Raw genomic sequence first — 12,764 nt, forward strand, 5'->3', positions numbered from 1 at the left:
AAAAATGAGAAATTATATAAAAAAATCAATTTCTATCAGCTTAATCAGTACATGTCTGATTGCTTTCCAAGCATGTACAAAGCTTGATGAAAACCCATATAGCGAGATCAGGGAAGATGAATTCCTTAACAATAGAAGAGAAGTTTTACAAGCCGCTCTACGTCCTTTCACACATATGCAGGCCTGGCTCGGTCTGAACGCAGGTGAAGGTTATTATTACCACAATGAATTATCTGCAGATCAATTGGCATGGCCACAGAAAGGCCGACATGGTTATGACGCCGGAGACCATTTTAGACAGCATTACCACACTTGGACAGACAATGAAACACGTATGCGGCAAACATGGATACTCATGTGGACCGGAGTAGGCTATGTAAACAATGCATTGAAAAATATTGAGGCTGTCAATGCAGAGGAAATAGGAATGGAACAGGAAGAGCTATCAGCTATTATTGCAGAGTTAAGGGTTTTACGTGCTTATCACTATATGAAAATCATGGACTTATGGGGCAATGTACCGATCGCCATCGAAGTTGCTGAAAGCATTGACAACCCCGAAACCAAAGCACGGGCAGAGGTTTTCGAATTCATCCAAACAGAGTTGGAAGAATACGTCCCACAGCTATTTCCACTTTCTGAAGAGCTCATCGGTCGCGTCTCAAAGGCGGCAGGTTATGCTACGTTGGCAGAATTATACCTTAATGCTGAAAAATGGACTGGCACAGCTATGTGGGATGAATGTATCGCCGCATGTGATCAAGTTATCAATGGAGATGGCGGTGGCCTGGCTGGCGGACCGAATTTAGCTGATGATCTGAAACAGAACTTCAGTAATACGAATCAGCGCTCCCCCGAAAATTTGTTTCAGTTTGCCTACAGCCGGAAAGGAGGATTTAGTATTGACTTTTCTATGTTGTCGGGCTATGATTATATGCGAGAAGTTTTAAATGTAGGTTACGGTGGAATCAACGCGTTTGTTGTTGTACCTACGGCTTTTGATGCTTACGCGGAAAACGATCTTCGCAAAGAAGAATGGTTTCTATTTGGACCTCAGTATAGATATGGCACCACAACACCAGTATTGGGTACGGAAGAATACGACGGCCAACCTTTCATAATAGTAAACAGCATTCGAAGGGAAAGTGAAGGTGACACCACCAGTGAAGGGAGTATGGCAGAAGGTGAGGAAAACAGTGGTGCCCGCTTTCATAAATATAAATCGGGGACTCTAAGCGACGAGAATTATTTGGAGAACCACTATATCATCTATCGTTTAACGGAAATCTATTTCAATAAAGCCGAGGCAATCATGCGTAAAAATGGAGGAACTGCGACACAAGAAGCTGTTAACCTGATCAATGAAAGCAGAAGACGTGCTTTTTCAACCGAAGACTGGCCAGAAGCGCAATATACAACAGCTACCTTAACATTGGATGAATTATTAGCTGAGCGCGGACGAGAGTTTATTTTTGAAGGAAAGCGGCGAACCGACCTCATCCGATTTGGAAAATTCACCACAGCGTCTTGGTGGGATCATACACCAGGTAACGATCCCAACAAAGAGTTATATGCAATACCAAATACCCAGATTGCAATTAACCCTAATTTACAACAAAATCCTGGGTATTAATTTCATAAACAGGCGGAACAATTATGCGTTGTTCCGCCTGTTTTTTTAATTATTCAATTTTTGCTGTTTAGTCTGAAAATCCGATATTAACAGCGATCTAACTCAACAACAAGTCGCACCTATTTTTTATCTGTAAAATTTTAGGACAGGATATATTATTCCATTTATTTTTATTGGCACTCGTGAATGCCAAGCATTTTTTCCATTATTTTTGTAACTTGACCTTTTTATTATGAAACGCTTCACAAATACGGTTTAGAACGCCGAAGCAACACAAAAACAGAAACCATATGACCCTAATTTGTATCGCACTATGCATTGTAGTACTTGTTCTTCTTATTAGCGTTTTTAAAATACACCCATTCCCTTCATTTTTAGTCGCCTCCGTCTTAGCTGCAGTATTGCTGGGCTTACCGGTTGAGCAAATAGCGAGCTCACTGGAAAAAGGTATTGGTGATATGCTATCATCCTTGGTTATACTCATTGCTTTTGGTGCCATGTTCGGTAAAATCATTGCGGTAAGCGGTGCTGCGCAACGCATAGCTACTACCATGATGAATATTGTTGGGGCAAAAAATATTCAGTGGGCAATGATGGTAGTTGGCTTCATTGTAGGTATACCCTTGTTTTACGGCGTCGGTTTCGTATTAATGGTTCCACTTATCTTTTCGGTAACCTATAAGTACAAGCTGCCTGCTGTTTTTATTGGTTTACCCATGCTGGCCGCGTTATCGGTAACGCATGGCTATTTACCGCCCCACCCCTCTCCTTCGGCATTAGTTGTACAGTTTGGAGCAAATATGGGTCTAACATTATTATATGGCTTTTGTCTTGCGATACCTGCTATCATAGTTGCTGGTCCTTTTTTAGCACAATTTTTAAAAAAAATACATTCCGAACCTCTGAAAACTTTTATAGCGGAAGATCTACCGGAAGAACAACTGCCTGGCGTTTTGAATAGCTTCTTCACTGCCTTGCTACCGGTTATTTTACTGATATTTACCACTGTTATGCAGTGGCTAACACCGGAAGGCACTTATCTGCATAAACTTTTTTTATTTTTTGGATCCCCTTCCATTGTCTTAATGTTAGTATTCTTTTATGCGCTTTTTTCTTTAGGTATTCTACAAGGTAATCGCATCGAAACTATTATGACCAGCTGTACAATAGCTGTTAAAGATGTAGCCGCTATTATCTTAATCATTGCAGGTTCTGGAGCACTCAAACAGATTTTTACCGATACAGGCGTAAGTGAAGATATTGCTTCTTCCCTCCAGTCACTGCCTATTCCTCCTCTCGCACTTGGATGGTTCATTGCTGCTATTATCAGGGCATGTGTGGGCTCCGCAACCGTGGCTGGTTTAACAACCGGGAGCATGATTCTTCCGCTTATAGCATCCACAGGAACAGACCCCAATTTAATGGTTCTGGCTGTCGGAGCGGGTAGTCTCGCTTTTTCACACGTGAACGATTCTGGTTTTTGGATGTTTAAAGAATATTTCAATCTGAGTATACGTGATACCGTATTATCGTGGTCTGCTATGGAATTTTTGGTAGCATTAGTTGGTTTAGTAGGTGTCTTACTGTTAAATGCCCTTATCTGATTAGATGTTATCCTAACAAACTATTGGTAAACTTGATACGAATACCTGCCTGAAAATTCTCTATGGTCTTAAATATTTCTTTTAATGTTGCCCGTTCTATACGGGTGATATTTTTTATATCAATATAATTGTTGGGCGTCTGTTTATCGACAATCATTTGCTTAGCTTGATTTTTCAATCGCAGGGTCATGAGATAATAATACGATTGGTTTAACTCCTTGAATTGCTTTTCTGAAAAAACGCCCATATCCCGGAGCATTTGCATTCGTTCACCGGTATTTTCTAAAAAAATACGGTTTCTTAAAGCGTATACCCGTACCAAATCCACAACAGGGGTCATCGCCTTCTTGATATCGAAAACTTCTTTCCCCGCCACAGTAATCGTCTTTATAGGTTTAAAGAACGCTAAAGGTGGAATATACTGTAAGGCATTCTTTGCTAGATACACAAAAAATTTCTCCAAAGGTTGCTGCAATTCCACGTCTAAAAAATCACGTAACTCTTGCATAAGAGCTATTTCCCCATAAATAAATCTACAATCAAAAAAAGTCGAAAACTTGATTGCTGTCTCTGGTAAGGCATCTTCCATCCATTTTTTATAATTATTCTTCCAATGGGACAATGAATGTGTCCATTGGGGGTTACTTGCCATAAACCCACCTGTACAATAGGCAAAACCAATATCATGCAGTCGTTCAGAGACTTTAGAAGCAAAATCCAGAAACCAATCCCGCACTTCAATTCTATACTGATCCACCATATCTTCATAAATCAGTGCGTTATCCTGATCAGTTTTTAGTGTCTGCTCTTTCCTCCCTTCACTACCTAACACCATAAAAACAAATTTAGCTGGCGCAGGTCCCTTTTCCTGCAAAACCTCTTCCACCACACGCTGCGTAATCGTATCTGCTATAACTGTAATCAACTGATTAACAATTTCGGCCTGTACACCTTTACTCAGCAACTGATCCACGATAAAAGGTACCCGCGCCCATTTATCCTTTAATTCCTCACTACTTCGAGAAGATTTTACCGATTGTATAAATACCAACGGTGATTGCGCAAGCTCCGTCATGAGCTTATTACGACTTAAAAAACCTACATATTGATCATCAAGTGTAATAAGTAAATAACGTGATTTGGTTTCGTACATCAACAGCAGGGCTTCGTAAACATAGGTATCTGTGTTGACCGAAAGGATCGTCCTATCCATAAAATAGTAAATTGGTTTACTTAAATCAGCCTGTCGTGCAATCACCTTGTCTCGAAGCGTTAAATCGGTCACAAAACCATCAATATGGTTACTTTCACTTGTAATAAACAAACAGCTCACTTTGTTAGAAGCCATTATTCTGGCCGCTTCGTAAACCGGAGTAGTCCCTTTACAATAAACAATATTCCTATAAGCCAGTTGCCCAATCTTTTTTGAGTAAAGTTGATTAGATATTAGATAGTTTTCCTGAAACAACGTTTGTTTGCGATCGGTCATATAATATTATTGAATTTCAGATAAATAACGAATAAGAGAAACAGCATTAAAAGCATTCCTATTAGAAGGATGCCTATATTGTTCTTCTTATGCATCACTTTAGTTCCACGCTCATTAATTTTCTTTTGTTGGTCTTTTATAACTTCTTCAGTAATATCCCCCCTCCTTTGAAGGGCGAAAAAACATAGTGCTGTTGCCTCGACATCAGCAGCTGCATTATGTGAGTCTATCAAATCCTTACTTAAAACTTCGTGATAGAGCTCGTTTAACTTAAGATACTTAACCCAAGGTTTTCTTGCATACTTCGCACTGATCAGCATAGTGCAAAACAATGGCATATGTCTCATTGGATTCACTATATTACATCTATGAAAATCTGCTCCTATAACGTGAAAATCCAGCTCAACAAAATGCCCAACTACCAAAGGTTCATACATCATCAAATCTTTGGCAAGTAATTCCATAACAAATGCTCTTGAGCGGCCATATTGAGTCAAGAATTTTATATCTAGATGATGTACAAGCTCCGCCTGCTTGCTTATAGGTATATCGTTGTTGTTAATGTAATAATTTTCTCGTTTTATGATCTGCCCTCCGGCGTCATATATCATCCATGCAACCTGCACAGCAGCAGGCCATTTGTCACTAGCACTATGGGGAGCACTCCAGTTTGTGGGAAGCCCTGTGGTTTCTGTATCTATGAAGAGTATGTAGTTTTGCATGCAAAAAATGCTCTACTTTATAGCTAACAAACTTAGATAAAATGTTTTATATGCGGTTTATAAAAACCCATATAAACATTTTATCAGCCTATCTCTGGCCATTGGAGACAGTGTTTTTTAGAAAAAAATCAACAAAGACCTGTACATGTAAGAGCATCGCCTATAAACGTCCCAAAAAAAAGACATAATATTTTTTATTGTTAACATACACGTAACATTTACAAAACACTATAAAGCAACCGATTACACGTTATTTATACTTTAAGATGACAAAACGGCCTAGTACTTGCAATGTAGGAAAATATTTTACCTAAAATAAAAACATGAAAACAAAAAAAAGAAGTATGAAAATTTTTCTAAATGGTGCATTTATTCTGGCAATTTCGGCCTTGACAATTTCTTGTTCGAAGGAAAATGATATAGATGTTGGAGGGAATACGAATATCAAAATAATCAATGCTTCGCAAGGTTCAAACGATCAAGATTTCTACCTTGCTAACAACAAAATTACTGGTGACCAAGCTGTTGCCTTTGGCTCTGCTACCGATTATATCATGACAACTGCGGGAGATAACCTAACTGCTGAGTTTAAAAACATAGGTACGGAAAACATATATGCCTCTGGTGAAGTAAATTTAGAAAGAGACCTACATTATTCTATTGTACTGGCGGGTTCCGGAGAGAACACCCGTATTGTATCTATCGATGACAACATAGAGGAACCCGCAAATGATCGGGCAAAAATTCGATTTATACATGTAAGTGACGTTCTGCCTGAAGCAGTTGATATTTATACCTCCGCAGGGGTTGTCTTGGCAAGTAATGTAGCCTATAATTCGGTAAGTAGTTTTATAGAAATAGACCCCTCCATTACTGCGTTGAGAATAGCCCCAACCGGCACCTCCGACTACAAAGATGTATCGGTTACTGCCTTTGCTCCCGAAAAAATTTATTCTATCATCATTGCGGGAAGTGGTGACGTACAAACAAGGCAAATAAGTCATAATTAGATATTTATCAAAAACAAGGCAAAAAGGAGTATTTCTATTCCCCCCTTTTTGCCTTGTTTAACAACTGTTCCCGTGCTCACTCATTGCCCATTATTTCTGCCACCCTACCTACCTGTCCATCCTCCAGCCTCACTTTAATACCTCGAGAATGGAAACTCGAAGAGGTCAAAATATCTTTTACACAACCATAGGTTAAATGGCCACTTCGCTGATCTTTTTTCAAAATAATGGCTACTTCCAAACCAGGATAAATGTCTTTTCTATGCTGACCGTTCATGATTTTTTACTGTAAATTTAATACTTTACAAGATTACAACATTATTTTATTCCTGAAATAAATACAGTTGGTCTACTACAGTAACCAGATGCGAAATATCAAAAGGTTTTCTTACAAAGGCCTCCGCACCACATCTATCCTTAATTTTTGCGATATCATCTGCCGCAGAAACCAATGCAACAGGAATATGTTTGGTTTCGGGATTTTGCTTTAATTCTAAACACAGATCACTGCCCCACATCCACATAAGCTGTTCATCCAATAATATAAGTCCGTATTTTTCTGTTCGAAGGATATTATGCATATTCCTTCCTGTATCAACTTTCACCTGATATCCTTCAGGTTTAAGAACCTCAGTAATCATCTCAGCAAAATCTGCGTCATCATCAACGCAAAGAATATTCTTCATTAACTATTGTTATTTTCCGTCAAAAGCTATTAAGCACTATTAAGAATAACCCAACCCTATTCTATTATTGTTCAAAGCAACTAGAAGAATAACGGCTATAAACACTCAATAAGTATGTCGTTATGAACAAATACTTTACCAAAACTTAGTCTATTTACACTTACGCTGGCTTTAAACGCGCAAGTGATTGATTTTAAACGGCCAATAGCTTTATCATTTTTCTGTTATTTTCACTTTTGCATTACGTCGTTATTTCATATGATCAAAAAACTCATTTCCAAGGCCGATCGACTATTAGATGCAATGCTGTACATAGACCCATTGTGAAGTCATATATTCATCATATTAGGCCTATTTTGGTTTGAAGTTTGCATAGTTTACTTTATACGAATAAAAAAGAAGGAATGACTATTTTTTAATACAGGCCGACCTGTTTTATCGCGGTTAAGGAGGCTGGTCATAAGTGTTAACTATATGAAGCATGTTGACGACAATAAATTTTCATTTTCTGCCCATTCATCTAATCAGGAATTAAGCTTACTTCTTGCAGCGCTGAATACCACGAAGGCAGGTATGATTATTACAGACTGTTCACAGCCTGATAATCCTATCGTTTACTGCAATCTAGCTTTTGAAGATCTAACCGGATATTCCAGAGATGAGGTCATTGGACGCAACTGTAGATTCCTCCAAAGGAATGACGATAACGAGGAGGAACGAGCTGTTATAAAACAAGCGATCAGTGAAGGGAAAGAATGTAATGTCGCCATCAGGAACTATAAAAAGGACGGCAGACTGTTTTGGAATGAATTACATCTAAAACCGATAAAAAATGCTCAAAATCAGGTAATTTATTATATAGGTGTTCAAAATGACATTACTCACCAGCGACTGGTTGAACAACAGTTGAGAGTAGAGCGATTAAAAATAGAAAAACACATCAAAGAAACTGAGAATGTCCTAGCAAACAATAACTATTTAAGTGCCTTTCTTAATACCATGAACGAGGCGCTATTAATATTGAATGAGGATTTAAAAATTACGACGGCCAGTCCGTCATTTCTCAAGATGTTCCATATTGCGGAAGACGAGGTAGTCAACCAATCAATCTATCAACTGGGAAACGGAAGGTGGGACACAATGGCTATCAGGAACCTCTTTGATAAGCTAATAAAACAAGACAAAAACATCCAAAATTATCTCCTTGAACATACCTTTCCGAATGTAGGGAAGAAGACGTTAAGTTGCAATGCCAGTGCCGTTCGTTATACGAACGACACGTTACAGATTATCTTGGCAATAGAAGATATTTCAGAATTAAAAGAAATAGAAAGACGAAAAGACGATTTTTTAAGTGCAGCTAGTCACGAATTAAAGACACCATTGACAACGATTATGGCTTGTTTACAGTTAAGTCAAAAAATGCTACCTGATAGCAGTGATGCAAGGTTAAAAAACACATTGATAAAAACGAAGGAGTACGTTGATAAGTTGGAACATCTGATAACCGATCTACTCGATGTATCCAAGATTAAATCTGGAAAAATTCGCCTTTCCATGGAAGCTTTTAACTTAGATGCCATGATTTTTAAGGTGGTAAAAAAGCTTCACCTAACCCACGCGAAATACACCTTTAATATCAGCGGCTTCGCAAGTAATTATTATGTAGGAGACAAAAAGCGTCTGGAACAGGTTATATTAAATCTCTTAAAGAATTCGGTGAAATTCTCACCAAAGGGCGGTAATATCAACATACATCTTTCTAGACTAAGCGATTTCATAAAGGTGGCGATTACGGATTATGGCTTAGGAGTGGATTACCATAACCAGGAAAAGATATTTGAAAATTTTTTCCGTGTAGATGAGATACAAAAGCAATACCCGGGTATAGGGACCGGTTTATATGTGAGTGACCAAATTATTAAGAACCATGGCGGGTCCTTATGGGTAGAAAGTACTGCAGGCCAAGGAGCTACATTTAGTTTTACTTTACCTCTTAAACGTAAATACCATGATAAAAAAGATAATGATATGTGATGATGATGAAGGCATTTTAGATATTACAGGTTTGTTGCTGGAAAGCTATGGGTACCAAGTTTTACTGGAACCTGATAGTGCACGCCTGATCTCAAGGATTAAGTCTGAAAAACCCGACCTGCTGCTAATTGATATTTGGATGCCCGTGCTAATGGGCGATGAAATCGTTCGCATGTTAAAAAGAAATATAGAAACAGCTAACATACCTGTGATCATGTTTTCGGCTAGTAGAGAAAGTAAAAAAATCGCCTTTGAAGTTGGTGCAGACGATTATATTGCCAAACCATTTGATATTGAAGACTTAACAAAAAAAATCAAGGCTTTGGAATAGGGATACTATTTATGCTTGATCACCCGCTTCCAAAAGTCCTGTAAAAACCCCATACCATAGGCTATTAGCTGGATAAAAGCAGCTGCAACACTTAGCAGACCAACACTGGCCGATTGCGTCTTTAGCCAGGCGTGAAAAAACAATAACAAAACATAGCAAACTAATGTTAAATTAGCCCATAACGTCAAATAAGGGATTAAGGTTATATGTAGTGTTTCTAAGATGTTGAGTGCAAGGGTCAGCCCGATAAATAAGGTAAAGAGTGTTGGGAAAAAATGCACCAACTTTAATTCAGCAGGAAAATGCTTATATATATTAATCCTAGCGCGACCAAAGAAATGCAGTTGTTTGTAAAATTGGATAAAGTCTGTTCTCCTTTTATGAAACACCTTTGCCTCGGGGATTAAGCCTATCTTAAATCCAGCCTCATGAATACGGATACTATATTCTATATCTTCTCCTAAACGGGTCAATTTATAACCGCCTACCTTTTCCCAAACGGTCCTTGAGACACCCATATTAAAGCTCCGCGGATGAAATTGCCCGACATGTTTTTTATTACCCCTGATCCCACCCGTAGTAAAAGGTGAAGTCATCGCGTAACTGATGGCTTTTTGTATGGGCGTAAAAGACTCGTGCGCCGCATCTGGGCCTCCATAAGCATCGAGTTTCTGCTCTGCTAAAAACTCTTTTACTGTTTTAAGGTAGTCAACAGGAATTAAACAGTCGGAATCAAATACAATAAAATAATCCCCTTTAGCGCGCTCAAATCCAAAATTCCGACTAAACCCCTGCCCTTCATTAGATTTAAAATAATAATGAACGTCTAGCTTACCTTTATATTTATCAACAATAGCTCTGGCGTCTACCGTCGAACCATCTTCGATAACAAGTACTTCAAATAGCCGATAGTTTTGTTGTTCCAAAGTAAAAAGCAGTTCATCAATTTCCTGAGGACGATTATATAAGGGAATTATAATAGAAAAAAACATACAGATGGTATCCTTGAATTAAATCACTTTTTCTACTTGATAATGATTGCGATCATTCGCATTACGTGATAAGAGTTCCGATACAAATCCGGTCAGAAATAATTGAAAGCCGATAATAATGGCAACTAGGGCTATGTAAAATAAAGGTTGATCTGTAATATTTCGATAAGTACTACCCTTCGCGATACTAATTAACTTATCAAATATGAGCCAGAGTGTTATAAAAAAACCACCGCAAAAGCTTAACACCCCCATGGTGCCAAAAAAATGCATGGGCCTCTTACTAAATTTCCCAACAAAAAAGATGGACAACAGGTCTAAGAACCCATTAATAAACCTACTAAAACCAAATTTTGTAGTCCCATATTTTCGAGGATAATGCTTTACCACCTGCTCATCTATTCTGGTGAATCCAGCCCATTTAGCAATAACTGGTATATATCGATGCATTTCCCCATATACTTCAATACTCTTGATCACCTCTTTGCGGTAAGCCTTCAATCCGCAATTAAAATCATGCAAATTCGCAATACCTGACATTTTTCTGGTTACTGCGTTAAACACCTTAGTAGGTACAGTTTTACTTAGTGGATCATGACGTTTCTGTTTGTAACCAGATATTAAATCCAGATCTTTCTCCTTCATGCGGGAGTAAAGAGCAGGAATTTCATCCGGACTATCTTGAAGGTCGGCATCCATAGTTATGACAACCTCTCCGGAAGAAGCTGCAAAACCAACATTTAATGCGGCAGACTTCCCATAATTTCTTCTGAATTTTATAGCATATATCTCCGGGTAACTATCTTTAAGCATTTCAATTAATTGCCAAGATCCATCTGTACTACCATCATCTACCATCACGACTTCGTAATTGTAACTATGTGTTATCATTACTCGCCTAATCCAAGCTAATAATTCTGGCAGCGATTCTACTTCATTGTATAAAGGTATTACGATAGATATATCCATAGCTGTATAGTCTTTTACTGCTGATCTATTGGATCATTATCCGAGCTTTGAAATATGGGCCGTTCTTTCTTAAACAATGCCGCAAAAATTAAGGCAAGCACAAATACTACAATGATGGAAATCCCCAACCCCCTAAGTGTATTGGTAATATTTACTTCTCCAGCTTGTGCGATTTGCTCATCTATCTTTTCTATTTGCGCATCGATTTGCTCAGCATCCGCACCTGACCGTTCCATAAATTCGATCGAATTATTTGCGATATTACGCATATAGCGTTCACGCATTTCCGGTTCCACATACTTTTCAAAAACAAATCCGGTGAAAGAGGAAATAGCCGCCGCGACAAGCAACATCATAAAAATACTAACTACAGCTTGTTTAAAGCTCCAATAACCTCCTATTTTTTTTCTTAACCGAAAGGTAAATAAGATAGCAATTACTAAAGGAAACAAAAAACCTGTAATAACGGGACCTATAATAACCGTCCAAAATGATGAACTCGAAGCATAGTAGTACATGGGTAAAATAGTTAAAACGACCACCAATACACCCAGGGAAAGCCCCATAAAGGCCCCTTCTCTTCGTAATGCACTTTCATTATTTTCCATAATCAATTTATTTTTGGTAATAAGCGATAATTAATGCGTAAATCGCCGTATCAAAAGCACGGTTATTGCTGATGTGCGTGTACTCTTCAAGTTGCTTTTTATCTGGCTCTTTTTCCATAAAAAAGCTCATTATAGGATAAAATAACTCAACCAATTCCTGGTTCTCCTCAATCTTATCAGCAACCTTGTAAATTTCCTGAAAGCTGCTTTCTATTAGAATCTGATTCGCGAGCAAGGGTTCATAAATGCGGTACTCATCCTGAAACTCATCTTCATCAACCAGCAGAAACTCCTTCAGGAAATCATCCAACTCAGGCTCCAAATCTTCGTCGAGGCATTCACGTAAGTATAATAAGAGGTTCAACAGTTCGGTTCCTCTGTCAATAGTTTGCTCTTCAATAAATTCCCATTCCTCCGATTCCAAATAATCTTCTTCCAACTTACTCACATCTGCCGCAAAGAAGTTCATTAGTAATAAATCAAAAGTAATTTCCCTGAGCGCGTCATAAACAGGATGATTATCAAAAAATTGATCCAGCAGTTCAACTTTTTGCATATAACTCTCTTCACTTTCAAATACAGCTATCAGTTCCGCTTCAACATCTTCTATTTCATTTTGAACATTTTCCTTATACGCTGAAAGTGAAGCTTTCAATGCCTTAGCAATACGATTATCCATATTT

The 12,764-nt window shown here is 38.2% G+C and carries 13 protein-coding genes; 5 read left to right on the forward strand and 8 right to left on the reverse strand.

Going from position 1 to position 12,764, the window contains the following annotated elements:
- The first annotated feature begins 4 nt into the window (after positions 1-4).
- On the forward strand, positions 5-1,633 hold the full coding sequence (locus H8S90_RS25100) for a RagB/SusD family nutrient uptake outer membrane protein (RefSeq protein ID WP_187340476.1): 1,629 nt from the start codon (positions 5-7) through the stop codon (positions 1,631-1,633).
- Positions 1,634-1,923: 290 nt separating this feature from the next.
- On the forward strand, positions 1,924-3,237 hold the full coding sequence (locus tag H8S90_RS25105) for a gluconate:H+ symporter (protein ID WP_187340477.1): 1,314 nt from the start codon (positions 1,924-1,926) through the stop codon (positions 3,235-3,237).
- A gap of 7 nt (positions 3,238-3,244) precedes the next feature.
- Here H8S90_RS25105 and H8S90_RS25110 read toward each other — a convergent pair whose 3' ends face one another.
- On the reverse strand, positions 3,245-4,726 hold the full coding sequence (locus H8S90_RS25110; protein WP_187340478.1) for a DUF294 nucleotidyltransferase-like domain-containing protein: 1,482 nt from the start codon (positions 4,724-4,726) through the stop codon (positions 3,245-3,247).
- Complete coding sequence (locus H8S90_RS25115) at positions 4,723-5,448, reverse strand: 3'-5' exonuclease (RefSeq protein WP_187340479.1); 726 nt, start codon at positions 5,446-5,448, stop codon at positions 4,723-4,725. The genes H8S90_RS25110 and H8S90_RS25115 overlap by 4 nt, the downstream gene beginning before the upstream one ends.
- 344 nt (positions 5,449-5,792) lie before the next feature.
- On the opposite strand from H8S90_RS25115, the gene H8S90_RS25120 reads away from it, so the two are divergent.
- Positions 5,793-6,458 (forward strand): DUF4397 domain-containing protein, encoded by a 666-nt coding sequence (locus H8S90_RS25120; protein ID WP_187340480.1) that lies wholly within the window; start codon positions 5,793-5,795, stop codon positions 6,456-6,458.
- 76 nt (positions 6,459-6,534) lie between these two features.
- Here H8S90_RS25120 and H8S90_RS25125 read toward each other — a convergent pair whose 3' ends face one another.
- Positions 6,535-6,735: a YwbE family protein gene (locus H8S90_RS25125; RefSeq protein WP_187340481.1), complete on the reverse strand. Its 201-nt coding sequence runs from the start codon at positions 6,733-6,735 to the stop codon at positions 6,535-6,537.
- A 46-nt stretch (positions 6,736-6,781) separates the two neighbouring features.
- Positions 6,782-7,144 (reverse strand): two-component system response regulator, encoded by a 363-nt coding sequence (locus H8S90_RS25130; RefSeq protein WP_187340482.1) that lies wholly within the window; start codon positions 7,142-7,144, stop codon positions 6,782-6,784.
- 474 nt (positions 7,145-7,618) lie between these two features.
- Here H8S90_RS25130 and H8S90_RS25135 point away from each other — a divergent pair, with 474 nt between their 5' ends.
- Both H8S90_RS25135 and H8S90_RS25140 read left to right on the forward strand, forming a co-directional pair.
- The gene (locus H8S90_RS25135) at positions 7,619-9,181 is read left to right on the forward strand and encodes a PAS domain-containing protein (RefSeq protein WP_187340483.1); all 1,563 of its coding nucleotides are present in this window, start codon (positions 7,619-7,621) and stop codon (positions 9,179-9,181) included.
- A complete protein-coding gene (locus H8S90_RS25140; RefSeq protein WP_187340484.1) occupies positions 9,156-9,512 on the forward strand; it encodes a PleD family two-component system response regulator in 357 nt (118 codons plus the stop codon). Before H8S90_RS25135 ends, H8S90_RS25140 begins: the two co-directional genes overlap by 26 nt.
- Positions 9,513-9,517: 5 nt before the next feature.
- On the opposite strand, the gene H8S90_RS25145 is transcribed toward H8S90_RS25140, so the two are convergent.
- Genes H8S90_RS25145 through H8S90_RS25160 form a run of 4 tightly spaced genes read right to left on the reverse strand, consistent with a single transcriptional unit; the run spans position 9,518 to position 12,760 of the window.
- Positions 9,518-10,504 (reverse strand): glycosyltransferase family 2 protein, encoded by a 987-nt coding sequence (locus H8S90_RS25145; RefSeq protein ID WP_187340485.1) that lies wholly within the window; start codon positions 10,502-10,504, stop codon positions 9,518-9,520.
- Between the two features lie 18 nt (positions 10,505-10,522).
- On the reverse strand, positions 10,523-11,473 hold the full coding sequence (locus tag H8S90_RS25150) for a glycosyltransferase family 2 protein (protein ID WP_187340486.1): 951 nt from the start codon (positions 11,471-11,473) through the stop codon (positions 10,523-10,525).
- A gap of 14 nt (positions 11,474-11,487) precedes the next feature.
- On the reverse strand, positions 11,488-12,081 hold the full coding sequence (locus H8S90_RS25155; protein WP_187340487.1) for a DUF4199 domain-containing protein: 594 nt from the start codon (positions 12,079-12,081) through the stop codon (positions 11,488-11,490).
- Between the two features lie 7 nt (positions 12,082-12,088).
- Positions 12,089-12,760 (reverse strand): hypothetical protein, encoded by a 672-nt coding sequence (locus tag H8S90_RS25160; protein ID WP_187340488.1) that lies wholly within the window; start codon positions 12,758-12,760, stop codon positions 12,089-12,091.
- Positions 12,761-12,764 lie beyond the last annotated feature (4 nt).

The organism is Olivibacter sp. SDN3, from assembly GCF_014334135.1.
Taxonomy (GTDB): domain Bacteria; phylum Bacteroidota; class Bacteroidia; order Sphingobacteriales; family Sphingobacteriaceae; genus Olivibacter.